Origin of the sequence: Raoultibacter timonensis, assembly GCF_900240215.1 — a bacterium.
GTDB classification, from domain to species: domain Bacteria; phylum Actinomycetota; class Coriobacteriia; order Coriobacteriales; family Eggerthellaceae; genus Raoultibacter; species Raoultibacter timonensis.
Genome location: NZ_LT964679.1, coordinates 992,035 through 1,016,688 on the forward strand (window position 1 = coordinate 992,035; position 24,654 = coordinate 1,016,688).

The following is a 24,654-nucleotide window of genomic DNA, read 5'->3' on the forward strand; positions in this document are numbered from 1 at the left end:
GACGTCGGCCGGATCGATGCCGTTGCCCGCCGATTTCGACATCTTCTTGCCCTCGGCGTCCATCGTGAATCCGCAGTGCATGACCGATTTGTACGGAGCCACTCCGTAGGCCCCCACGCTTGTGAGGATGGAGGACTGGAACCACCCGCGATGCTGGTCGGAGCCCTCGAGGTACATGTCGGCCGGGAAGGTGAGGCCCTCGTCTGCGCGGTAGCGGCACACGCTCGTATGGCTCACGCCGCTCTCCCACCACACGTCGAGGATGTCCTTCTCGGGAACGAGCTCGTGGGAACCGCACACCTCGCACGCGACGCTCTTGGGCAAATACTCGCTCGGATCCTTCGTGAACCACGCGTCGGCGCCCTCCGTGCGGAAGAGCTCGATCACCGCGTCGAACGTCTCCTCGGTGGCCACGGTGCTGTTGCACTTGGCGCACTTGAAGACGGGGATCGGCACGCCCCACGAACGTTGGCGCGAGATGCACCAGTCGGGACGGTCGGCCACCATCGAGCCGATGCGGTTCGAGGCCCATTCGGGAATCCATGTGACGTCGTTCTCGATGACGCGCATGGTGTTCTCGCGCAGGCCGGTTTTGTCCATCGAGACGAACCACTGGTCGGTTGCGCGGAAGATCACGGGCTTGTGGCAGCGCCAGCAATGGGGGTAGCTGTGCGTAATGCTCTTCTCGGCGACGAGCGTTCCCTGCTCGCGCAGCCACTCGATAATGACGGGATTCGCCTCGTCGGTATCGAGCCCAGCGAACTGGCCCGCCTCGTCGGTAAAACGCCCGTTGTCGTCGACGGGCATGAGCAGCGGGATGTCGAACTCGATGGCTACGAGGTAGTCGTCTTGGCCGTGGCCCGGTGCGGTATGGACCGCGCCGGTGCCGGTGTCGAGCGTCACGTGGTCGCCGTAGATCACGGTACCCTTGAGGTCCTGGCGAACGGGGGCGGTATAGGTGAGGCCGTAGAGCTCGCGGCCTTTCAGGGCAACGGGTTCGCCGTCGGCACCGGAAACGATGCGGTAGGTATCCCAGCCCGCCGTCTCGGCCACCTGCTCGACGAGGTCGAGGGCCATGAGGAGGTAGCTCCCGTCGACTTCGACCATCACGTAATCGGCATCGGGAGCCAAGCTCACCGCCGTGTTGGCGGGAAGCGTCCAGGGCGTGGTGGTCCAGATGAGCACGTAAGCGTCCGCATCGACGCCGGCAGCCTCGAAGACGCCCGGAACCGTGTCGAGCTTGAACTTGACGTAGATGGAGGGCGACGTCTCGTCGCTGTACTCGATTTCGGCCTCGGCGAGGGCGGTATGGCAGCTTTTGCACCAATGGATGGGCTTGCGGCCCCGGTAGATCGCGCCGTCGAGGTACATCTTCTTGAATATCTCGACGTTGCCCGCCTCGTATCCGGGCGTGAACGTGAGGTACGGATGATCCCAATCGGCGTTGACGCCGAGGCGCTTGAAGCCTTCGCGCTGCACGTCGACGTACTTCTCGGCCCACTCGCGGCACAGGCGGCGCAGGGTCGGTTGGTCGATGGCGGCCATCTTGTCGGGGCCGAGCGTCACCTCGACCATATGCTCGATGGGCTGGCCGTGGCAGTCCCACCCTGGGACGTAGGGCGTATAGAAACCGCGCTGGGCATGGCTTTTTATCACGAAATCCTTGAGGATCTTATTGAACGCGTGTCCGATATGGATCGGGCCGTTCGCGTACGGGGGGCCGTCGTGCAGAACGAAGGGTTCGCCGTCTTTGTTCTTCTCGAGCACCTTCCAGTACAGGTCGGCCTCCTCCCACTTCGCCAAGCGCTTCGGCTCGTTTTCGGGCAGATTCGCACGCATGGCAAAATCGGTTTTGGGCAGATTCATCGTTTCCTTGTAGCTGTTTCCCACGCCGTCTCCTCAGGTTATCGTATTCACTCGGGCCAGCGGCCCGGATAATCGCATCAAACTTGAACATTATAGGGGAATTTCCTCATTTCCCCCGTGCCTTACGATACTTTTCAAAATTGTGACATACGGGGTCGTACGAGAATGTTTATACTGGCTCAGGACACGATTTAACGACAAGCATGATTCGAGGTGACCCATGGGCTTTGAAATCGTTACCGATTCGAGCTGCAATCTCTTAGAGGATATGATCGACGACTTCGGTCTCCATATTCTTCCGCTCACGTTCATGATCGATGGCGAGCAGTACCAAAGCTATCTCAAAGGCGAACGAACCGATCTGAAGCAGTTCTACACCATGATGCGCGAGGGAAAGGTCATCACCACCTCCCTGCCGAACCTCGCCGATTCCGAAAAGCTCTTCAGGAACCTGCTCGAAGAAGGGCAGGACATACTCTATCTGGGATTCTCCAGCGGGCTTTCCGGAACCTACGAGGCGATCGACCTTCTGTTGAAGGATCTGAAGAACGAGTTCCCCGAGCGCACGATACGCTCGGTCGAAACGCTGGCGGCATCGGGCGGCCAAGGGCTGCTCGTGTATTACGCGGTGCAGAAGAAACGCGAGGGCATGGACATCGACGGGGTCGCGGAATGGGTGAAGGACAACCGCCTTCGCCTCGCCCACTGGTTCACGGTCGACGACCTCATGTTCTTGTTCCGCGGGGGCCGCGTTTCGAAAACGAGCGCGTGGGCCGGAACCATGCTCAACATCAAGCCCGTGATGCACGTTGACGACGAGGGCCACCTCATCCCGATGGAGAAGGTTCGCGGGCGCAAGAAGTCGCTCAACGCGCTGGTCGACCACATGAGGAAATCGGCCGTCGAGCCGATTTCCGAGCAGGTCGTGTTCATCACGCACGGCGACTGCATCGAGGATGCGGAGTACGTTGCCGGCAAAGTACGCGAGGAGTTCGGCGTGGGCGAAGTCCACATCAACTACGTGGACCCGGTCATCGGAGCTCACTCGGGTCCCGGCACGCTCGCACTGTTCTTCCTGGCAGACAGGCGCTGATCGAGCGCCGGGCCGAGTCGAATCGATGCCCCCGACCGCTCAACGGCGGTCGGGGGCTTTTTTACAGGATCGGCTACAATGCGGTCGCGCGAGGCAGGCGGCTTGCGCTTGGGAAACGACGGCGCCCACTGGCGACGATCGTGTTCGCCGGGACGCATGCGCAGGAAGGAGGCTCGCGTACGGCTGGGCTAGCTAGCGCCTGCCGATGATGATCTCACGGAGCGCGGAGAGCAGTTTCTCGTTGTCCTCGCGGCTCCGCACGCCGACGCAGAAGTACTTGCCGCCGGTGATCCCGGGCATCCCCTCGAGCTTTCTCACGAGGAAACCCGCAAGCTGCAGGCGCAGCACGAGCTCGGAGGTGTTTGCAACCGCCAGATCCATCGGCGCCGCGTTGTCGAACGAGCACATGACGAAGTTCGCTTCGGCCGGGAATATCTGAATGCCGGGGATGAGGTTGAGCATGCACTGCATCCACGGGATCTCGGTATCGAGGAACTCGCGCGTTCGCTCGAGGTAATCGGCCGATTCGCCGTACACGTGCGCCCCGACGACCTCGGCGAACATGGAGAGACCCGAATTGTCGAAGAAGCGCTCTATCTGGGCGATCGTATCGGGATGGGCGATGCAGTAGCTGATCGGAACGCCGGGCATGGCGAACGCCGACGAGAGCGACCGTATCACGATGAGGTTGCGGTAGCGGTCGGTCAGGGAAATCATGCTCTCGCCGCCGAGGGTGAGCTCGATGAGGCTCTCGTCTACGACCACCCACGAGCATGCCTCCAGGTAATTGACCAGCGTCTGCTTGGGCAGCAGGCGGCTTGTCGGGTACGTGGGGTTAGCAAGCACCGCAGCATCGAACTTCAAACCGTTATCGTGCGCCGCGTGCACGTCGGGAACGACGAACGCATGCGGGGTGGAAAGCTCGACAACGTCGTGGCCCGCATTGGCGACGGCCAGCATGAACTCGGCTGCCGCAGGCGACACGACGCCCACCGAGCAGGGGCGGTACGTTTGCGCAACCGAGCGGACCATGTCGCTTACCGAAGTGCCGCACAGAAACGATTCGGGGGCAACGCCGAACTTCCGCGCAAGCGTTGCACGGAACGTATGGGCGCTGCGGTCGGGCATATAGCTCAATTCGCCGTCGACGAGCGCTGTGTGCATCGCCCGGATGAACGATTTGGGCGTACCGAGGGGGTTTGCCGTTCCCGAAAAGTCGACCCAGTTCATCTCGGTTCGAAGCTCGTAGGGCAACGACAGAGGCTTCTCGGGCTGCGCCGTCGTGGCGTCGCGAACGCCCGAACGAGCGTTGAACCCAAACAAAGCCGACATGTCTTTCTCCCTCCGTACCGTGCGACGCGACGATCCCCGTCGCGGGGTAACCAATCCTAGCACAATTCAAGTGCCTTATGCCCGACATGTTAGACTATGAACACCATGTATCGCACACACGGACATAACGTCGGCGGCGAGGGGCCGCAAGTCGATGCCGCCGGGCAGCTTCCCGCTTGGCACGGCTCGGCGATCCTGCTTGTCGACCTCGATGCGTTTTTCGCTTCGGTCGAGCAGCTCGACCATCCCGGATGGCGCGGTAAGCCCGTCATCGTCGGCGGCGACCCCGACAAGCGAGGCGTCGTTTCGACCGCATCCTACGAGGCGCGCGTCTACGGCGTGCGCAGCGCGATTCCGTCCTCGCAAGCCGCACGCCTGTGCCCCGATGCGATATGGACGCACGGGCACTACAGCCGCTACCGTGCGATGTCGAAGCGCATCATGGAAATACTCCTCGACGAGAGCCCTCGCATACAACAGGTGAGCATCGACGAGGCGTTTCTCGACATCTCCCCCACCGCACACGTTGCCGAGCACCCCATCCTCGTTGCCCAGCGCATCCAGAAGCGCGTTTCCGAACTGGGCGTAACCTGCTCGATCGGCCTCGGCACAACCAAGACGATCGCCAAGATCGCCTCCGACATGGATAAACCCCAGGGCCTTACGATCGTGTACCCCGGACGCGAGAAGGATTTCTTAAGCCCTTTGCCCATCCGTACGATGAGCGGCATCGGGCCCGCCGCCGAAAAGGAGCTCACCGCGCACGGCGTCCGCACGCTCGGAGAGCTCGCCAAGGCCGACGAGTCCCTGCTCAAGCATATCTTCGGGAAAAACGCCGAGATGATCATGGCGCGGGCCAACGGCGGCGATATAACGCCGGTATCCGACGACGATCCCGTCAAGTCGGTATCCAACGAGACGAGCTTTGCCGAAGACCTCTCGACGGTCGAGGATGTGGAGGCGGGCATCGCCACGATGGCGTCGAAGGTGGGCAGGCGCCTGCGTAAGAAGGGCATGCGCGGGCATACGGTCAGTTTGAAACTGCGGTTTTCGGACCGCAGCGTCAGAAGCGTGCAGAGAAGGCTCGACGAACCGACCGACGACGATCTGTTCTTCACCCCCCTGTTGTACCGAATGGCACGTGAGATCTGGGAGCCGGGCATTCCCGTTCGGTTGATCGGCGTGGGCATGGCGGGTTTCGATGGTGAAGAGCCGGTGCAGGGGGCGCTGTTCGACGTTTCGCAGGAGGCTCCGAGCGACGACGACGTGAAGCCCGTCATTGCAGACGATGAAAAACGCAGCGGACTGCTCGCCGCAACCGATAAGGTCAAAGACCGGTTCGGCGACGCAGCCGTCAGATTCGGGCGCGAGATTGCGATGGAGCGCCGAACCACCGGATCGGGTTCGAAGAACTCCTCCGACTACAAATGAGCCCGGCCGAAGCCGGGCTTTAATCGAACAGTGTAAACCAGCGCCTACGCGGCGTGCGCTTCCACCCGAAAACCGAGGCCGGGCGCCGCGAGGTGCTGCGTCAATTGAATTTGAAAATCTTCTGGGCCATGCGGTATCCCGTCAGGCCGATGCGCCTTCCGAACTCGGTGGGAAGGTTCGTTCCCATGTTCAGCACGCTGCGCCTGATGCGGCGGTACAGCGTCTCGTTGCTGTCCTTGAGGTACATCCAGATCTCCTCGCGCTTGTCTTCCGACTCGTCGGTGTTTTGCATGCGCAGGAAAATGGAGCAGATGCACATCATCATGGACAGGTAGTTCTCCATGTAATGCTCGAGGCGCCTATCCGAGACGTCGTCGGGAAGACGGACCGAGTCGATCATGACGCGTGTGACGCGAAGCTGCTGATCGATGCGCGACATCATGACGCTCTCGTTGACGCTCTGATCCTCGCGTCCGATGAAGTACCGGTACATGTCGACATCGCGGTAGTACATCGTCTTCACATGCGGAAGCGGAACGTACACGAAGATGTTGTCGACGTAGAAGGTGTGCTCGGGAAGCTTCAGATCGATGTCGCGCAGCAGCTCCGTTCGGTAGATGACCGAATGCATGAGCAGGTACTGGCTTTGGGAGAAGTGCCCGACGTCCTCCCACCCGAACTCCTTGCTTTCGGGAAACACGTTGCGGTAGTGCATGATGGTCCGCTTGCCCTCGTGCACCTTCTCGTACACGTAGTTCCCGATCACCATGTCGGTAGGGTTCTCGCGCGTCGCCTGCTCGCGCAGATAGGCCATGATCTCGCGCATGGCGGCCTCGTCGAGCCAGTCGTCGGAGTCGACCACCTTGTAGTACAGGCCGGTTGCCGCGGCCAGCCCCGCATTCACCGCAGAACCGTGTCCGCCGTTCTCTTTGTGGATCGCCTTGATGATGCCGGGATGGCGCGCTTGCCATTCATCGGCTTTCTCGGCCGTGTCGTCCTTCGTCGACCCGTCGTTGACGATGAGGATCTCGATATCGTCGCCGCATTTCAGAATCGACTCGATGCAGACGTCCATGTACGATGCGGAGTTGTAGCACGGTACCGCAAACGATATTGTCTTCATAGCCATACCGCCGACTACTCTTCGCCGACGAGTTCGTCGGCGAGCGCGAGCGCACGGCCGATGATGACGTCCATGTTGTAGTAGCGGTACTCGGCGAGCCGTCCGAGCGGATGGAAGTTGTCGAGGCCGCTCGTCAGTTTGAGGTAGCGATCGTAATGCGCGGCGTTCTCTTCGTTGATGATCGCGTAATACGGGATCTGCGTCTTCGGGTCGTCGTAGGAATGGGAGTATTCCTTCATGATCGTCGTCTTGGGATGATCTTGCCCCGTCAGGTATTTGAACTCGGTGATGCGCGTATAATCTTCGGTTACGGTGAAATTGACCGTACCGCACGGAAGCACGTGATCGGCATCGTGGGTCTCGTAGACGAAGTCGAGGCTGCGGTACGGAAGCCTGCCGAACCGCGAGAGGAAAAGCTCGTCGAGCGGGCCGGTGTAGACGATGGGCCCGGTGATCGCCACGTCCTTGATGGAGATGGCGCAAAGCGGCGCGTTCTCGTCATCGCTCTCGAACTCGAGATCGAAAACGCTCTCGGCCTCGGTCTCGAGGCATACGTCAATGAGCTCGTGGTCGAGCATGTTCTCGAACACCGCCGTGTAGCCGTCGGCGGGCATTCCCTGGTAGGCGTCCTGGAAGTAGCGGTTGTCGCGCGAAACGAACACGGGCACGCGCGCGGTTACGCTCGGATCGACCTCTTCGGGCGTGAGGCCCCATTGCTTCTGGGTGTAGTACAGAAACACGTTCTTGTAGATGAAGTCGGCGATCTCGGAAAGCTCCGGATCGTCTTGGGCGCGCAGCTCGTTGATGGTCACCTTGCGTTCGTCGCCGAACGTTTCGATGAGCTTGTCGATGAGGCGGGCGGCCTTCTCCTCGCCGTAGACGATCTCCATGGAGTTCTTATTGAACGGAACGGGCATGTACGTGCCGTACCAATCGGCGAGCACCTCGTGTTCGTAATCGCGCCACTCGGTGAAGCGCCTGATGTACTCGAAAGCGCGCTTGTCGTTGGTATGGAAGATATGCGGCCCGTAACGGTGGACGAGGATGCCGCTCTCATCGAGCTCATCGTACATGTTGCCGCCGATATGCGCCCGCTTCTCCACGATCAGCACGCGCTTGCCCGCCCGTTCGGCAAGCTCTCGAGCCACGACGGCACCCGCAAAACCGCTTCCCACGACAACCGCATCGTAGTCGGCGACGTCGAGCTCCTTTAAACTGCGCACCTGTACACCCATGTGAACCCTTCCTTTAGGAAATGTATGAGACGAAGCGGCGCCCCGGCTCATTTCCGCCGATGCAGCGCGGCTTGCTATTGTCCTGCATATTCTGCCGAGAAACCATTTTACCGTGAGACATTGCACCTCGTCCCATTATCATATAATTTGGACAAATCGAGAAAGGACGGATTACCAACATGGGATCATTCATCGAAACCATCCTTGCGAAGGCTGCATCCGATAAGCAGACCATCGTGTTGCCCGAGGGAGACGACGAGCGGACGCTTAAAGCAGCCGAGGCAATCTTGGCCGACGATATCGCCGATTTGGTGATCCTCGGGAACGCCGAAGCGATCAACGCGAGTTCCTACAACCTCGAAGGCGCTGCCGTAGTCGATCCGCGCACCGCCCCCGAACGCGCCGAATACGCCTCCGCGCTCTACGAACTTCGCAAGGCGAAAGGCATGACCGAAGAGCAGGCGCTCGAACTCATGGACAACGTACTGTACTTCGGCAACATGATGGTGAAGCTCGGCCGCGCCGACGGCATGGTGTGCGGTGCCTGCCACTCCACCTCAGACGTGCTGCGCGCTTCGCTCCAGATCCTGAAAACCGCACCCGGCGTTCGTCTCGTGAGCGCGTTCTTCATCATGATCGTCCCCGACTGCGAATACGGCAACAACGGCGTGTTCCTGTTCGCCGACTCCGGCCTCGAGATCCAGCCCGATTCCGAACGGCTCGCGAACATCGCGGTGAGCTCGGCCGGGTCATGGAAGACGCTCATCGGCACCGAACCCGTCGTCGCCATGCTCTCCCACTCGACCTACGGATCCGCTTCGGCGAACGCCGACCGCGACAAGGTCATCGAGGCGACCGAAATAGCCCGGGAGCTCGCACCCGGTGTCGCCATCGACGGGGAGCTGCAGCTCGATGCCGCCATCGTGCCCTCGGTGGGCGCGTCGAAGGCACCCGAATCGACGGTTGCGGGCAGGGCCAACGTTCTTATCTTCCCCGACCTCGATGCCGGAAACATCGGCTACAAGCTCGTGCAGCGCCTTGCGAAGGCCGAAGCCTACGGCCCCATCACCCAAGGCCTTGCCGCGCCGGTGAACGACCTGTCCCGCGGCTGCTCGGCCGAGGACATCGTCGGCGTGATCGGAATCACCTGCGTGCAATCACAGGCGAAGAAGGCGGCGAACTGACACCATCCGCGCGAGCGCTTCGCAGCGCTGTAGCGAAGAAAAAGCGACCCCGATGATTTGCCGATCATCGGGGTCGCTTCGTTTTTGCGGGGCAACGAGATGCCGAGAGCGCGTGCTTTCGGCTTACGCCTCCACAAGCTGGCTCTTGGCGTACACGATTTCGTAGGTGTCGCGGGCGATCATGTACTCCTCGTTCGTGGGAATGACGATGATCTTGACCCTCGAATCGTCGCTCGAGATCTCGCGCTCGAACCCGCGGTGGCGGTTCTTCTCCTCGTCGAGCACGATGCCGAGCGGTTGCAGGCCCGAGAAGATCATGCGGCGCATCTTCTCGCAGTTCTCGCCGACGCCCGCCGTGAGCACGATGGCGTCGACGCCGCCCATGACGGCGATGTACTGCCCGATGTACTTCTTAACGGAGTTCGAGTACATGTCGTAAGCGAGCTGGGCTCGTTCGTGTCCCTGCTCGGAGGCCTCTTTGACACTGCGCAGATCGTTGCTGATGCCCGAAATGCCTAAAAGGCCCGATTTCTTGTTCATGAGGTCGTTGACCTCGGAAGTGGTCAGACCCTCGTGCTCCATGATGAACGGAACGATGGCGGGATCGATCGCGCCGCAGCGGGTTCCCATCATGAGGCCGTCGAGCGGCGTGAGACCCATCGAGGTATCGACGGCGACGCCGTGATCGATGGCCGAGGCGGAGCAGCCGTTCCCGAGGTGGCAGGTGATGAGCTTGAGCTCGTCGAGCGGTTCCCCGAGCACGACGGCGGCGCGCTCGGCCACGTAGCGATGCGAGGTTCCGTGGGCGCCGTACTTGCGGATGGCATGCTTCTCGTACATCTCGTAAGGCAAGGGGTACATGTACGCCTTCGGGGGGAGCGTCTGGAAGAACGACGTGTCGAACACCGCCACCATCGGAACGTTCGGCATGAGCTTCTGGCAGGCGTGGATACCCATGAGCGCTGCCTTGTTGTGAAGCGGTGCGAGCTCTGCAAGCTCGTCGATCTTGGCAATCACGTCGTCGTCGATGAGAGCCGATTTGTCGAAGTACTTGCCGCCCTGCACGACGCGATGCCCGATCGCGTCGATCTCGTCGAGCGAATCGATGGCTTTCGTGGGTCCGTCGAGAAGCGCATCGATGACGAGCGCCATTGCGGCATCGTGGTCTTTCATCTCGGCATCGAGCACATGCTCGTTCTCATCGAGTCCGTGCTTATGAAATGCCCCGCTCGAGCCTACCCGCTCGCAGATCCCCTTGGCGAGGAGCTTCTGCTGCTCGACGTTGACCAATTGGTATTTCAGGGACGATGAACCTGCGTTGACAACCAATACGTTCAATATTCCGCCTCCTTGTGCACTCGGTAAGCTATTAATTTTAGGGGTTATCAGCCCATCTGTCCGATTGAGTGGTCAAGGATCTCGGCAAGCGGCAGCATGTTATAGAAAATCCACAGGTATCGACCCAAGAATAAAGAAAAAGGCCGCATACGCGGCCCGAGCTGCCCGCGGTTCGCACCGCAAGCCGAACCCGCAATCCATCATCGCCGCATCGCCTGCGGCGAGCAGCGGAAAGGGACGCGGGCGCATCGAGCTCGCCGCACGGGCGAGCGAACCCTACGACAAAGCGGGAGATCCCGAATTCATCGGCGCGCCACCGAGTACATGCACATGAAGGTGGTGGACGGTCTGCTGCGCATCGGATCCGGTGTTGACGATGACCCGATACCCCGAATCGGCGATGCCTTTGATTTCGGCGACTTTCTTCACCGTGTTGAATACGTGGCCCATAAGATCGTCGGGGACGGCGTCCCCGATGTTGGCGTAGTGCTCTTTGGGGATGATGAGCGCATGAACGGGCATTTGGGGATTAAGATCCTCGAATGCAAGAACGCGTTCGTCCTCGTACACTACGGTTGCGGGTATCTCCCCTGCCGCTATCTTGCAGAAAATGCAATCGTCCATACCGGTTCCTTTCCTTCTGACCTGCATCGGTTTCAGGTTTTCGTTTCTGCCGCTACGATGACATTCTACGACAAGGTCGTATCGGTGGCTGCATCGTTTGCACCCGCTTCGAGTTCGCCCATGAGGACATCGACCTTTTGCTGGGCCTCGTTCAGGCGCTTCTTCAACGCGGCGAGCAGTGCAACGCCGCGCTCGTAGCTTTTCAGGGAATCCTCAAGCTCAAGGGTGTTGCCCTCGAGCACGCCGACGATTCCCTCGAGCTCGGACATCGCCTCCCGAAACGTCATCTCTTCGATAGGCCGCGCGTTATCGTTCATCTAAGCCTCCAAACAAAATGTTCTCACTCGTAATCTTCTCTATCTTCTCGACGGTGCAGCCGAGACGGCCGTCTGCAACCTCGACCTGGACCGTATCGTCGAGCCGTATGGCATCGACGCTCTTGACGATGGAGCCCTGTTCGTCTTTGGCGATCGCGTAGCCTCTCGAAAGAATCGTGAGCGGCGATAGGTCGTGCAGGCGCGCGGCACCCATGGCGAGCTGGTTCTCGAAACGCGGCAGCATCGCAGCGCCCGCCGAGCGGACTCGCTCCTCGAGATGGGCGAGCCTCACGCGATCGCGATCGAGATTGATCGGAATGGCCCGCTGCAGGCGGTCTTCGAACAAGTCGAGGCTCTGCGCTTCCACGGCGAACAGCATGTTCGGGTCGGCGAACACCGGGCGATCGGCGATGCGGTCGACCGCCGAAAGCGCCCGCTCGATCCTCGTCGTCAAGGCGCGGGAAAGGTTCGACCCCTCGATGTCGAGCTCACCTTCGAGGCTCTCAAAGGTCGGACTTACCGTCTCCGCCGCCGCAGTCGGCGTCGAAGCTCTCACGTCGGCCACCATGTCGGCGATGCTCGTGTCGGGCTCGTGTCCGATACCGGTAACCACCGGCACGCCGAGCGATGCGATGGCACGCGCCAACGCCTCGTCGTTGAACGGCATGAGATCCTCGAACGACCCGCCGCCGCGCACGAGCAGCACGACCTCGGCCCCCGCATCCCGTACCGCCTCGAGCGCCGCTATCAGCCCGGCGGGCGCATGCTCCCCTTCGACGGCGACGCCTGCGAGCATGACCCGTGCAAGCGGATAGCGCCTTCTCAGCGTTCGCAGCACATCGTGGACCGCCGCACCCCGCGGGGAGGTTACGAGGCCTATGCGCTCGGGAAGCTGCGGAAGGGGCTTCTTGCGCTCGGGCCGCATAAGGCCTTCGGCCTCGAGTTTTTTGGCAAGGTTCGCCACTTGCAAACGCAGGTTTCCCTCGCCCGCGAGGGAAAGGCCGAATACGTCGAAGTTCATACGGCCTTTCGGCGCGTACAGGGTGAACCGCCCCGTCAGCTCGACGAGCATGCCGACCCGCAGATCAACGCCCGCGCTCTTGTAGCGGTTGAGCCACATCATGCAGGGCATGCTCGCCCCGGAATCCTTGACCGAGAAGTACACAGCTTTGTATCCGGGCTTGTTCGAGACCTCGGAGACCTCGCCGATGAGCTTGACGGTGAACGACTCGAGCGATTTCTTGGCAAGCGCAAGCGCCGCCGAAACGCTCAACGGTTCGTCTTGGCGCTGCTCGAAATCCTCCGGCATGCGCGATCGCCTAGTTGTTGTCGCGAAGGGACAGCAGGTACAGCAGCTGCAGGATGGAGGTCAGGGCCGCAGCAACATAGGTGAATGCGCAGGCGCGCAGCACCGAGAAGGCACCTGTCTGCTCGCCCTGCGACACGCCGGTCGTACCGAGGTACGCCATGGCGCGGCGGCTCGCGTTGAACTCGACGGGCAGCGTCACGATCTGGAAGAGCACCGCAGCGGCGTACATGATGATCGCAAGGTCGACAAGGCCCATAAGGTTCATGAAGATGCCGATGAGCAACAGGAACATCCAGGCGTTCGACGCCAGGTTGACCACGGGGACGAGCGCGCTGCGGATCTTCATGGGCGAATAGCCCTGCGCGAACTGCACGGCGTGCCCCGCTTCGTGGCAGGCCGTCGCGATGGCCGTGATGCTCGTGCCGTTGTACTCGTCGGGTCCGAGCGAGATGGAGTTGCTGCGCGGATCGAAGTGATCCTGCCCGGGTGCGCCCTGATGAATCGAAACGCCGGACACCCCGTTGGCGGCGAGCATGCGGCGCGCCATCTCGGCACCCGTTATGCCGAGCGCGGACGGAACCTTCTTGTACTTCTTCAACTTGGAGTTGACGTAAAAGGTCGCAAACCCGCCGATGGCGAGCGTAACGACGATCAATGCGATATAGAGGGGGCTAATTGGCATAGCGCTCTCAGTCTCCTTAGATATGCGCGCAGATCATGCCTGCGTCTGAGCTTCCATGTTTCGAAAACCATTATACGGGAATCGGTCATCCGTTCGAAAACATCACATGATTACTGTGAAGTTTTCGTAACCTTGAGCGCACCTTTTTCAAGACTCAAGGCAATGTTGCCCGCCAGCAGGTCGAGGAGTTCGGCTCCCACGAGGGCGCGCCTCCATCCGCGGAGCAGATCGATCCCCTCGGTATAGCCCCGCGCCACCCGCGCGAGATCGTCGTGCGAGGCGAGCGTCGGGAATGCAACCCCGTTCTCCTTCGCTCGCAAGCGCACGAGCGCGCACATCAAATCGAGTTCCGCGTCGACGTTGCGCTCGTTCTTGCCAGTGCGATCGGTCTCGGGCCAGGTCTCTTTCGGAGCGTCGATGCCCTTGGCTATGAGCCCCACCACCGCTCGAGCGTCTTTCGTGCTCAAACGGTCTCCAAGGCCCCTCACCATGAAGAGCTCGTCGATGGTGCGGGCTTCGCGCTTGCATGCCTCGACGATCTGCTCGTCGGTTACGATCCACTTGCGCGGCACATCCCGACGCTGGGCCTCCACCTCGCGCCAAGCAGCCACCTCGCGAGCCGCCGACAGCTGTTTCCTCGAAAGCTGGGACACGCGCTTGAGCCTGCGGTAGCGGTCGCGTTCGTCGATCTCGTAGCGACCCGGGTCCGAAAGCGATTCGAAATCCTGATCGAGCCAATGAAGCCGGCCCTTCTCTTCGAGGGCCGCATGCATCGAAGCGTAAAGCTTCGGCAGGTATATCACATCGTCGGCCGCATAGCTGAGCTGCGATTCCGAAAGAGGCCTTCGGGACCAGTCGGTGAAGGAGTCGATCTTCTTCAGCTGAACACCGCATTCCGAGTACACGAGGGCGGCGTAACCGATCTGCTGGGTGTGGCCGAGCAGGGCCGCGGCGATCTGCGTGTCGAACACCGGCTTGGGCAGCACGCCGATTTCCCGGTACAGGATCTCGAGATCCTGCCCCGCTGCATGAAAGAGCTTCACGATGGATTCGTTTTCAAGCAGCAGTGCGAGCACGCCAAGATCATCGACCGCAAACGGATCGACGATGACCGTCTCGTCGTCGGTTGCCATCTGGAGCAGGCAAAGGCGGGCATAATAGGTCTTCTCGCGCAGGAACTCGGTATCGATTGCCAGAACGCTCGACGCTTTCGCACGATCGACAAACGACACGAGTTCGTCTTGGTTTGCTATGTACAAGGGACGTCCTTCGTGTTTTCTCATTCCGTATGATGTACTATCATAGCAACAGAAAGGGAATCTGTGAAACTGCTTATTGTCAACAATCTCTCATCCGGCTTCGGCGAAGGCGCGATCTACGACTTCGTTCGCTCGTTCGTGTCCGATGGCGACGAAGTCTGCATCCGTTCGACCGACGGAACAACCGATCTGACCGACATGCTCGAAGATGCGTCATCCTACGATGCCGTCGTTGCGAGCGGAGGCGATGGGACGGTCGCCGCCGTCTGCTACGAACTGCGCAACACCGGCATCCCCATCCTGCCCTTCCCCGCCGGCACGGCCAACATCCTCACGCTCAACCTCGCCTCGCCCCTCGAGCCGCACGCTTTGGCGAAGCTCGTCAAGTCGGGTCAGACGCTCGACTTCGACCTCGGGGAAATAGAGGTCGCGGGCAAAACGTTCGGCTTCGCCATCATGGCGGGAGCCGGCTACGATGCGGCCATCATGCATGACGCCAAACCCAACAAACGCCTGCTGGGACCCATGGCGTACTTTTCTGCCGCCATCACGAACCCCCTTCCCGAGGTTTCCCGGTTCACGCTCACCATCGACGGCGAGACGATCGAGCGCGAGGGGCTCGGCATCCTCCTCGTGAACTTCTCGAAGATCCAGTTCGATATCTCGGTCACTCACGAAAACGAACCGCGCGACGGGGAGTTCGAGGTCGTCGTGCTCAAGGCTGAAAACGCATTCGGGCTTATCCCTGCCGTCGTTGCGGGACTGCTCGACCGCGGCGGAGATTTTCCCGATCGCAGCGACGCGCTCGAAATCCATCGCGGCTCGAAGATCGAGGTGTCGGCCGATCCCCCGATGCAGGTTCAGTACGACGGGGAGGCTACCGAGCTGACCACACCGTTTTCGGCCCACATCCTCAAAGGAGCCACCAAGCTCTTCATCTCGGACGAAGGTTACGACCTGTTCTCCTGACGGTTTGGCGGTGTGAGCGCCTGACAATCCGAAGGCCCCTCAGAGGCACCGCTTTGCGGTGGCGCATGCGCCCGGCCGATAGCCGATCGGCTCCGTCGCAAGGGTCGCACGCAGCGGATTCCTCAGTCCGGACGCACGGAAACCTGGAGTTCGGCGCGGAGCGCGTAGTGGGCTGCTACCGACTCCGGGCTCATGCACCGCAGCCGCCTGCCCATCATCTTCGCCAGCAACCGTGCGACCTTCCGCAGTTCCTCGACGTCGTCGAGCTGCGCCCTCGTCACGCCGACAACGCGAATGCCTTGCGCCAGCAGCGTGTTACGACGTTTCGCGTCGCTCGCTATCCTCGCTGCACCCGTATGCCACTGATCGCTATCGTATTCTACGGCGATCTTCGATTCCGGCCAGTAAAGGTCGCATACGCAATACCTTCGATCGGCCATCGATTGCGATCTTCTTCCCGTATCGATACGGTAGTTGAGCAAAAGCCCGTCAAGCCCGAATCCGCCCAATCGGTACGGGAGGCTCAGCAGTATTGCCAGCACCGTCTCCCTCGGAGAAGCCGATCCGTCCAAAACGTAACGCAGAGCGCGAGCGGCTTTCTTCTTTCCGTATACCTCCGGAGCGCCTTCCAGGAAAGCTCGAAGCTTTACGGAGGAAGTAAGCGGGGCCATGCAACGGGCTCCGGATGCAGGTTTGCCGTTCTCGGCATACGTGCCGCACAGTTCAAACCCGAGCCGAATGAGCTCTGCCAGTCCGATCCGAGTTGCCATCTGCACGAATATAAATTCGGGCGTGCTCACAAGAAATCCCTTGCCCGCATCCGCGAACGAGTTGTCGGGAAGTTTTCCTCCAACGTATCGACTTGCGATCGCGCTCGTACTCGTCCGTGCGCATGCATTGCCAACCAGCACGCTTAACGGCAGCGTGCATCCGCCCGGACGAAGGTTGCCGCTTTCGAGACGGGGCTTATCGGTGCAATCGAGCGCTAGGCGCGCCGCCTCGGTCGCCTTTCTTCGCGATGCCCCGTCGCGCAGAAACTTCGCACCGACGGTGTTCCAGTATTCAAGCGCAGACGTATGGCTTACGAGGATAGTCATGGTTTAACAGTACCATAAACCAAACCACTCGGGACAGCACGGCGCAATCGCCTTGGCAAAGGCGATTCGAATTCCCCCGAGACTTACACGATGCGCGCTTCACGCCGATCGTCGTACGTGACGGAGTGAAGCGCCCGGCGCAGGCTGTGCCGTTGCGGCACATTGACAATCTGGCTGAGATTGACGGCTTGGTGGATATGTTTCACTGGATTGGATGACCTCTGCGTACGGTCAAACGACACTACCTGCGTTTTTGCCATTTCTTTTTCAGGAGCACGATGCAACATGGCGATGAAAATCCACCAAGCCGTCAATCTCAGTCAGTTTTCCCGCTCGACTATCGAGTTGCCCAAAAAGCGGAACCGCGTCCGCCGCATCACGCATCGCGTATCGTGCATTCAAGCGGAAGCCTCACTGCGTCGGCGGAGATTCCAACCGTCCGAAACGCCGCGATGCGCCCAGCTCGGCTCGTCGGGAATGCGCACGCACACGGAAAAGCGGCCGCCCTCATCGGACAGCCGCTTTTATGCGCGCGTGTTATGCAGCAATACGGGCAGCCGCCCGCACCGTCTGTTCTCTGAACGAAGTCGATGCCGAGAACGGGCAGGACGCTTCAGCGGGGCGATTACTTTCCAGCAGTCGGCTCCTCGGGCTCCTCGGGCTTCTCGTTTTGATCGATGTCCTCGACCTCGACGTATTCGGCTTCGATCTCGAGCGGAGCGTCCATCGGCACGTTCGCCTTGTGGGGGGCCTCCATAAGGGCCTTGAACGTGGTCGCATCCTCCCCGTCCACCGGCATCATGATGTAGACGTTGCTGCCGATGATGACCGGCGTGATAACCGACGCCGGCGTCGGTACGGTACCCTCTTCGACGGCTTTCTTGTCCTTCTCCATCTTCTCGAGCATTTCCTCACGCACGCGCTCGACCTGCTTGGCGGTATCCTCGATCCAGCGATCCTTCCTCCAGGCGGCGTAATTCTTGTTGTAGCGCATTTGGATCAACTCGAGCACGATGCAGAACACCATGGCGAAGTAGACCATGAGCTTCTCAAGCGGCATGTGCAGAAGTTCGATGCCGGTATGGAATCCCGCGCTGTCGATCACGAGCAGGGCGCCGATGGCGACGATGAACGTGAGGGCAAGCATCTTCATCTCGGGATGACCGTTGATGAAGTTCGAGATGGGATCGATGAAAATCATCATCATGAATACGGCGAGCATGACGGCGATGATCATGATGATGAGCTGATCGACCATGCCGACGGCCGTGATGACCGAGTCGATGGAGAACACCAAGTCCATGACCATGATAGTGCCCACCGCCTGAGGCAACGTGACCATATGAAGCGCTTTATGCTCCTCGCAATGCTCGGCTTTGATTTCGGTAAGCCTGAGCATATCGCGCAGCTCGGCGATGCCCTTGTAGATAAGGTAGGCGCCGCCGATGAGCAATACGAGATCGCGCACCGAGAACCCATGGGAATACGCACCGAGATCGACGGTGAACAGCGGATCGGTCATATGCACCAGATACGATGCGAAGCAGAGGAAGACGATGCGCATGATGAGCGCGCCGGCCAAGCCGAGCTTACGGCCGATATGCTGTTTTTCCTCGGGAAGGCGGTTCGTCGTGATCGAAATGAACACGAGGTTGTCGACGCCGAGCACGATCTCGAGGAAGATGAGCGCGACGAGGCTGATCCACGCCTCAGGTGTCGTAAAGATCGATAGATCCACAGGTTCTCCTTTACTCGTCTGTACTGCGCCGGGGCCGTATCCGGTCATAAAAAAAGACTCCGGCACAGTTTTTCCACTGCGCCATGAGTCTCGTTATTTCAGACACGCCAGGTTTTACCCAGGATGTTGACGTGCCGCATAGGATATATGCCAACTACTCCCCCACGGTGCGGAGTATCCTACCATGAGCATTGTCGCTGCGCAATGCTATAATGCCCGAAGTACAAAAAGCCCTCAGGAGAAAACAGCCATGGCAATGCACGACAACAAGCCCTCGTACGTTGATACCGACGATGCGGTACGCTATCTCGACGGAAGCAGGCTTTCACGACCGTTCAGCATGCCTGCGCCCCAGCGTTTGATAGCCGCAGCGTTTCTTCTCGTCGCGCTCGGCATCGGCGGATACTTCGGGTTCAAGGTCATCGACGTGGTGGTCAACGCACCGGCTCGCGCTGCCGCATCGGTAGAGGAGAACCTCAATCGCGACGTGTCGCTCGACCTCCCCTCGCTGCCAAGTCTCACTTCCTACGACGACGAGGGCATACGCGCGTCCTTCGACGAGGCGGGCTACACGGTCTACGACAAGACCGACGAGGAGATCGCCGCTGCCGGGGTCGGGTTCGACCTTATAAAACTTCCGAGCGATGTGAGCCTCGAAGAAGCGGGGGTTCTGTACCTGCAGGGAATCACCAAGCTCTCCGCAGCCGATGCTGCCAAGCTGCTCAACGGATCCTGGGAAATGATCGTCGACCGTTCGAGCGGAACCGATTACCGTCTCAAATACACCGATTTCGCCTCCGGGTCGATCGATGCAGCCATACAGAACGCCATCATAGCCGAGGGCCTCGACTCGTCTGCTTACGGCGATTCCGGCGTCGACGGTTCGGGCAATACGTTCCAGGCCGGTACGGTCGACATCGACGGATATACGTACAGCTGGCAGGTGTCCGCCTGTCCGCTATCGGGCGTCTATTCGGTTGACGGCCTCCCCGACACGGCCGTTTACGTCGGAATACGCTTGTACAGCTAAATCGATTCAAAACGGTTCTTCTGGATCTCGGTAACCTGTTGTTTTTTACCCTGTTCATTATTATGCTGATATTTGAATAGTAATAATCCCTACCTTGCAAGGGGTATTTCACTCCCTAAAACCCGTAACACCCCCGATTGTCCGAGGTTTCGTCTGGATGCACGATTGCATAAGACGAAATGAGGGGTTTCATGGGTATCGCGAAATACTTGCCATATGCAGCAGCGGCCTTGCTCGGCGTTCAGGCCGTCGCCTACATCGCCCATCCGACCGACGGCCTCATCAGGCCTCCGGGAGCACAGGGAGAGAAAGACTTCTCTTCCCGCTGCGTCAAATGCGGGCGCTGCATCGAAGCCTGCCCTTACGCAGCGCTTGTTCCCGCCAGCGCCGATGCGGGTTCTGCCGTCGGTTCCCCGACGCTCGACCTGCGCAATCAGGCATGCAGGCTCTGCCACGACTTCCCCTGCGCCGCCGCGTGCCCCACCGATGCGCTGCGCGACGTCGCAGCGGTCGAAGACGTCGACATGGGGCATGCGGTCATCGACGAAGACCTCTGCATCGCGCTGCAGGGCATGCGCTGCGAGGTGTGCTATCGCGCCTGCCCCCTCATCGATCGGGCCATCACCATCGACTACCGCCTCCGCGAGGGCGATTCCATCCATTCCGTGTTCGCGCCGGTCATCGACGAGCAAGCCTGCGTCGGTTGCGGCCTCTGCGTCGAACGATGCGTCATCGGGCAGCCGGAAGTCGCCATCAAAGTGGTTCGCGGCGATTCGACCTAACGGGCATCTCCTCTGCCTGAGGGGATCGCCCGAAGCAGAGTTTGCATACAAAGCGTACAGACAAGACAAGTGGGAGGAAAAGCGGTATGGAGATTTCCAGACGAGAATTCGTGAAGGCGACGGCAGTCGCCCTTGCGACCGCAGCAGCCGGCGGCTCGCTTTCCATGCTCGTGGCCTGTTCGGGCCAGAGCGAAAGCGCGGTTTCGGGCGGGGACACCCAGAAGTACAGCGCCGTCTGCCGTTTCTGCGGGTGCGGATGCGGCGTTATCTGCGAAGTGAAGGACGGCCGCCTCGTATCGGTGACCGGAGACCCAGACAACCAATCGAACAAAGGGCTCAACTGCGTCAAGGGTTACTACCTCGCCAAGGTGCTCTACGGCGAGGACCGCTTGACGACGCCGCTCATCCGCGACGATTCGTCGACGAAGGGCACCGAGGGCGGCCTGAGGGAGGCGAGCTGGGACGAGGCGCTCGATCTCGTGGCATCGAAGCTCAAGGAAACATGGAAGGCCGATAAATCGCGTCTTGCGTTCTGGGGATCGGGCCAGCAGCCCATCACCGAAGGCTACATCACCGCGAAGCTCTGGAAGGCGGGCCTGCTTTCCAACAACATCGACCCGAATGCGCGCCTCTGCATGGCGAGCGCGGTCGTCGGCTTCATGAACGTGTTCCAAACCGACGAGCCTGCCGGATGCTACACCGACCTCGACTATGCCGACGTGTTCGTCACCTGGGGCGCCAACATGGCTGAGGCCCATCCGGTGCTCTACTCGCGCCTCACGGCGCGCAAGCTCAACGACCCGAACGTCAAGCACTACGACCTCGGCACGCTGCGCACCCGCACCTCCGCGAGCGCCGACAAGACGCTCGTCTTCCACCCCGGCACCGATCTCGCCATCGCAAACTGCATCGCCAACTATCTCGTTGAAAACGAGCTCTACGATGCCGATTTCGTCGAGGATCACCTGCAGTTCAAAGCGGGTACCGAAAACATCGGCAACGCCTACGACGACGGCTACGATGCAAGCGACGTCGGCCAATCGGTCGACAAGGTATGGAACATCGAATTCGCCGAGTACGCCGAAATGCTCAAGCCCTACACCTTCGAGTACACCTCCGAGCTTTCGGGTGTCGCCGTCGAGGACCTCAAGGAACTCGCCGACGTGTTCGCCGACCCCGATAAGAAGGTCATGTCGCTGTGGACCATGGGCGTGAACCAGCACAACCGCGGCACCTGGATGAACCACAACATCTACAACATCCACCTCCTCTCGGGTAAGATCGCCCAGCCGGGCTCGGGCCCGTTCTCACTCACGGGACAACCGACGGCATGCGGCACGGCGCGCGAGGTGGGCACGTTCTCGCACCGCCTTCCCGCCGACCTCCTCGTTGCCAACCCGCAGCACCGTCGTTATTCGGAGGCCATCTGGAACCTGCCGGAGGGCTACCTCGACGAGATCCAGAAACCGGGCTTCCATACGGTCAAGATCTTCCGCGAGATGTCGAAGGGCAACATGGACTTCCTCTGGTCGGCCCACAACAACTGGGCGCAGTCGATGCCCAACCTCACCCGCTTCCTCGGCCGCGGCGACCAGAAAGGCGTCTTCGACACGTTCGTCGTCGTGAACGAGGTCTACCCCACCCTTTCCACCCAGTATGCCGACGTCGTGCTGCCCGCAGCGCTCTGGGTCGAGCGCGAAGGGCAGTTCGGCAACGCGGAGCGCCGTACCGCCGTGTTCGAGAAGGCGGTGGATCCTCCGGGAGACGCCAAGTGGGACCTCTGGATCATCCTGCAGGTTGCAAGCCGCGTGCTCGAGGGCGAGCAGATCGACGGCCGGGATGCGTTCGACACGCTGTTCGGCTTCATCTGGGACAAATCGGCAGGCGACTTCAAGGGCGACTCGCGTCAGACCAACATCGACATCTGGGAGGAGTACCGGACGTTCTCGAACCCCGACCTCAACGAGAAGGCGAAGGCCATCAACGACAACGCCTCGGGAGAATTCGAGGGCAAGCTCAAGATGGAGGCGAAGCAGCTCGCCCCCTACGAGGAGTACCTCGCCAACCACGGCCTCACCTGGCCCGTCCGAGAAGTGGACGGCACGTGGCTTCCCACCATGTGGCGCTTCGCCAACGGCTCGCAGGAAGAGGGCTTCGACGAAGTCGGCATCGCCCAGTACGGCGAAGAGGGCCTCGCGGGCGGGATCAGCTTCTACAAGACCGCCAAAGGAAAGCCGTCGGTGGTGTTTCGTCCCTACGAACCTCCCGCGGAAGAACCCGACGACGAATACCCCTTCTGGTTCTGCACGGGGCGCTTGCTCGAGCACTGGCACACCGGCACGATGACGCGCCGCATTCCCGAACTCGACCGCGCACTGCCCGAAGCGCAGCTCAACGTGCACCCCGACGACTGCACCAAGCTCGGCGTGACAGACGGCGATCTCGTGCGCGTGAAGTCGCGCCACGGCGAATTCGAGATACACGTCTCGACAGCCGGCCGTACCGAGCCCGCACCGGGAGTCGTGTTCGCACCGTTCTTCGCGCAGGAGACCCTCGTCAACCTTGCCGTGCACGATTACTACTGCCCGCTGTCCAAGGAGCCGGACTACAAGAAGACCTGCGTCTCCATCGAAAAGGTTTAAGGAGCCGATCATGAAAAAGCGCATTATCACGACCTGCTTGTGCCTCGCCGTCATCGGCTCGCTCGGCCTCTTCGCGGGATGCTCCGAAAGCGGTGCCACGCCCTCGGGCACCTCGGATCCGAAAGCGGGCGCCCTCGGCGCGCCTGCCCTCCAGCCCGCAGACCACGAGGGCAAGTTCGAGCGCGGCGGCTCCCGTATGTGCTACGGATGCCACGGCAACGGATCGCTCGCCAACCCCCAGCTGACCGGAGCCGTCATCATCCCCGAAGACCACTACGTCGACGGGAGCTACGACTCCAAGGAGCTCGACCCCATCCGCGCGGAGTGCATCACCTGCCATCCGGTCGCCTAGCGGCCAGAAAGGAACATCCCATGGTTATCTCAAGCCTCGTCGTCGACGCCGTGCCGGGCACCGAAGACGCCATCGCGCAGAGCCTCGCCGCCATCGACGGCGTCGAGGTCCACAACAGGGAGGAGAACCGCCTCGTCGTGACCATCGAAGCCGAAACGGTCGACGCCTCGCATGCGGTCGCAAGCAGCTTCATCGAGATCGACGGCGTCATGAACATCAACCTCGTCTACGCGAACTTCGAAGACGATCCCAGCCTCAGAAAGGCTTGAGGCGAACCATGAGTACCGAAGCATCGGGCAGATCCCCCCGCAAACGCTGGCTTACCGCACGCAGAATCGTGCAAACAGGCGTGCTGATCGCCTTCGCGGCCCTCGTTGTCGCAAGCGGGTGGGGTCTGTTCGGGCTCGTCCAAGGCGGAGACGATCCCGTACCCACACCCTCCGACATGCCCTTGTACGGCACGCTTTCGTCTTCCCACCTGCTGGGCCTCGATCTGCTCGACCCGTATGCCGTGCTCCAGATAACCGCCGCGTCGAAAAGCTTCTCGTTCGACTGGCTGCTTTTCGCTCTGCCGATACTCGTTTTGTACGCAGCCGTTCGGGGCAGGGCGTTCTGCGGCTGGGTATGCCCGGTGAACCTGCTGCTCGAAGGCGTCGACTGGCTGCGGGGGAAACTCGGTTTGAAGGTTGCCGAGCGCACCGTTCCCCGCCACGCCAAGCTCGGGATCGCGCTCGCGGTCATCGTCGCCTCCGCGGTGACCTCGGTTCCCGTGTTCGAGGCGTTCTCGCCGATCAGCGCCGTGAACAAGGGGATTCTCCTTGGAAGCGTTGCCGGGCTCTGGGTGCTTGTCGCCATCGTCGTGCTCGAGCTGTTCTGGAGCCATCGCGTATGGTGTCGCGCCCTCTGCCCGCTCGGCGGCTTCTACGAAGCGGTAGGGCGGCTCGGATTTCTCAACGTGCGCATCGACCCGAAGGCCTGCATCCACTGCAACGCCTGCAAAGAAGCATGCCTGGCCGACCCCGAGATCCTCGATCCCATCCTGCTCGAGCAGGCGATGTACGTGAGCGCGGGAGACTGCATGGTGTGCGGAAAATGCGTCGACTCCTGCCCCGCGAAAGCGCTTTCGATCGAACCGGGGCTCGATCATTACCGTGCCCGTCCAAGGCGCAGCCGATAGACGGAAAACCGCAGCGCCGTCCGCCACGAGGGGAAACGCAGGCCAGAATAACAGCGGCTCCCGTGTTTTCCCTT

The 24,654-nt window shown here is 60.8% G+C and carries 22 protein-coding genes; 10 read left to right on the forward strand and 12 right to left on the reverse strand.

The window, feature by feature from the left end; all coding sequences use genetic code 11:
* Positions 1–1,890, reverse strand: a 1,890-nt coding sequence (gene ileS, locus C1722_RS04360; RefSeq protein WP_102378163.1) for an isoleucine--tRNA ligase, incomplete at its 3' end; no start/stop codon positions are given.
* A 196-nt stretch (positions 1,891–2,086) separates the two neighbouring features.
* Between ileS and C1722_RS04365 the strand changes: the two genes are divergently transcribed.
* Positions 2,087–2,959, forward strand: coding sequence for a DegV family protein (locus C1722_RS04365; RefSeq protein WP_102378164.1), 873 nt, complete (start codon positions 2,087–2,089; stop codon positions 2,957–2,959).
* A 192-nt stretch (positions 2,960–3,151) separates the two neighbouring features.
* On the opposite strand, the gene C1722_RS04370 is transcribed toward C1722_RS04365, so the two are convergent.
* Positions 3,152–4,291, reverse strand: coding sequence for a pyridoxal phosphate-dependent aminotransferase (locus C1722_RS04370; protein WP_102378165.1), 1,140 nt, complete (start codon positions 4,289–4,291; stop codon positions 3,152–3,154).
* A gap of 105 nt (positions 4,292–4,396) precedes the next feature.
* On the opposite strand from C1722_RS04370, the gene dinB reads away from it, so the two are divergent.
* Positions 4,397–5,722 (forward strand): DNA polymerase IV, encoded by a 1,326-nt coding sequence (gene dinB, locus C1722_RS04375; RefSeq protein ID WP_102379527.1) that lies wholly within the window; start codon positions 4,397–4,399, stop codon positions 5,720–5,722.
* 100 nt (positions 5,723–5,822) lie between these two features.
* On the opposite strand, the gene C1722_RS04380 is transcribed toward dinB, so the two are convergent.
* Positions 5,823–6,851, reverse strand: coding sequence for a glycosyltransferase family 2 protein (locus C1722_RS04380; protein WP_425319336.1), 1,029 nt, complete (start codon positions 6,849–6,851; stop codon positions 5,823–5,825).
* An 8-nt stretch (positions 6,852–6,859) separates the two neighbouring features.
* The gene (gene glf, locus C1722_RS04385) at positions 6,860–8,080 is read right to left on the reverse strand and encodes a UDP-galactopyranose mutase (protein WP_102378166.1); all 1,221 of its coding nucleotides are present in this window, start codon (positions 8,078–8,080) and stop codon (positions 6,860–6,862) included.
* 179 nt (positions 8,081–8,259) lie between these two features.
* On the opposite strand from glf, the gene pta reads away from it, so the two are divergent.
* Positions 8,260–9,264: a phosphate acetyltransferase gene (gene pta / locus C1722_RS04390; protein WP_102378167.1), complete on the forward strand. Its 1,005-nt coding sequence runs from the start codon at positions 8,260–8,262 to the stop codon at positions 9,262–9,264.
* A 123-nt stretch (positions 9,265–9,387) separates the two neighbouring features.
* Here the strand turns inward: pta and C1722_RS04395 are convergent, their stop codons facing one another.
* The 6 genes from C1722_RS04395 to rnd all read right to left on the reverse strand — a co-directional run bounded on the left by C1722_RS04395 (position 9,388) and on the right by rnd (position 14,793).
* Positions 9,388–10,602: an acetate/propionate family kinase gene (locus tag C1722_RS04395; RefSeq protein WP_102378168.1), complete on the reverse strand. Its 1,215-nt coding sequence runs from the start codon at positions 10,600–10,602 to the stop codon at positions 9,388–9,390.
* Between the two features lie 276 nt (positions 10,603–10,878).
* On the reverse strand, positions 10,879–11,226 hold the full coding sequence (locus C1722_RS04400) for a histidine triad nucleotide-binding protein (RefSeq protein ID WP_102378169.1): 348 nt from the start codon (positions 11,224–11,226) through the stop codon (positions 10,879–10,881).
* Positions 11,227–11,291: 65 nt separating this feature from the next.
* Positions 11,292–11,543 carry an exodeoxyribonuclease VII small subunit gene (gene xseB / locus C1722_RS04405; protein WP_102378170.1) on the reverse strand — a complete coding sequence of 84 codons (252 nt, stop codon included), beginning with the start codon at positions 11,541–11,543 and terminating at the stop codon, positions 11,292–11,294.
* Positions 11,533–12,852: an exodeoxyribonuclease VII large subunit gene (gene xseA / locus C1722_RS04410; RefSeq protein WP_102378171.1), complete on the reverse strand. Its 1,320-nt coding sequence runs from the start codon at positions 12,850–12,852 to the stop codon at positions 11,533–11,535. The genes xseB and xseA overlap by 11 nt, the downstream gene beginning before the upstream one ends.
* A gap of 10 nt (positions 12,853–12,862) precedes the next feature.
* Positions 12,863–13,534, reverse strand: coding sequence for a zinc metallopeptidase (locus C1722_RS04415; RefSeq protein WP_102378172.1), 672 nt, complete (start codon positions 13,532–13,534; stop codon positions 12,863–12,865).
* Between the two features lie 110 nt (positions 13,535–13,644).
* The gene (rnd, locus tag C1722_RS04420; RefSeq protein WP_102378173.1) at positions 13,645–14,793 is read right to left on the reverse strand and encodes a ribonuclease D; all 1,149 of its coding nucleotides are present in this window, start codon (positions 14,791–14,793) and stop codon (positions 13,645–13,647) included.
* Between the two features lie 63 nt (positions 14,794–14,856).
* Here rnd and C1722_RS04425 point away from each other — a divergent pair, with 63 nt between their 5' ends.
* The gene (locus C1722_RS04425) at positions 14,857–15,762 is read left to right on the forward strand and encodes a diacylglycerol/lipid kinase family protein (RefSeq protein WP_102378174.1); all 906 of its coding nucleotides are present in this window, start codon (positions 14,857–14,859) and stop codon (positions 15,760–15,762) included.
* A 122-nt stretch (positions 15,763–15,884) separates the two neighbouring features.
* On the opposite strand, the gene C1722_RS04430 is transcribed toward C1722_RS04425, so the two are convergent.
* Both C1722_RS04430 and C1722_RS04435 read right to left on the reverse strand, forming a co-directional pair.
* A complete protein-coding gene (locus tag C1722_RS04430) occupies positions 15,885–16,859 on the reverse strand; it encodes an endonuclease domain-containing protein (RefSeq protein WP_244902444.1) in 975 nt (324 codons plus the stop codon).
* Between the two features lie 625 nt (positions 16,860–17,484).
* Positions 17,485–18,597, reverse strand: a complete 1,113-nt coding sequence (locus tag C1722_RS04435; RefSeq protein WP_102378175.1) for a TerC family protein — start codon at positions 18,595–18,597, stop codon at positions 17,485–17,487.
* A gap of 250 nt (positions 18,598–18,847) precedes the next feature.
* On the opposite strand from C1722_RS04435, the gene C1722_RS04440 reads away from it, so the two are divergent.
* The 6 genes from C1722_RS04440 to C1722_RS04465 all read left to right on the forward strand — a co-directional run bounded on the left by C1722_RS04440 (position 18,848) and on the right by C1722_RS04465 (position 24,580).
* Positions 18,848–19,627 carry a teichoic acid transporter gene (locus C1722_RS04440; protein WP_102378176.1) on the forward strand — a complete coding sequence of 260 codons (780 nt, stop codon included), beginning with the start codon at positions 18,848–18,850 and terminating at the stop codon, positions 19,625–19,627.
* A 191-nt stretch (positions 19,628–19,818) separates the two neighbouring features.
* Positions 19,819–20,409, forward strand: coding sequence for a 4Fe-4S dicluster domain-containing protein (locus C1722_RS04445; protein WP_102378177.1), 591 nt, complete (start codon positions 19,819–19,821; stop codon positions 20,407–20,409).
* Between the two features lie 86 nt (positions 20,410–20,495).
* Positions 20,496–23,051: a nitrate reductase catalytic subunit NapA gene (gene napA / locus C1722_RS04450; RefSeq protein ID WP_102378178.1), complete on the forward strand. Its 2,556-nt coding sequence runs from the start codon at positions 20,496–20,498 to the stop codon at positions 23,049–23,051.
* A gap of 10 nt (positions 23,052–23,061) precedes the next feature.
* Entirely contained in the window at positions 23,062–23,403 is a 342-nt protein-coding gene (locus C1722_RS04455) for a ribonuclease H family protein (protein ID WP_102378179.1), read from the forward strand.
* A 20-nt stretch (positions 23,404–23,423) separates the two neighbouring features.
* The gene (locus tag C1722_RS04460; RefSeq protein WP_102378180.1) at positions 23,424–23,672 is read left to right on the forward strand and encodes a chaperone NapD; all 249 of its coding nucleotides are present in this window, start codon (positions 23,424–23,426) and stop codon (positions 23,670–23,672) included.
* Between the two features lie 8 nt (positions 23,673–23,680).
* A complete protein-coding gene (locus tag C1722_RS04465; RefSeq protein ID WP_102378181.1) occupies positions 23,681–24,580 on the forward strand; it encodes a 4Fe-4S binding protein in 900 nt (299 codons plus the stop codon).
* Positions 24,581–24,654: the final 74 nt, after the last annotated feature.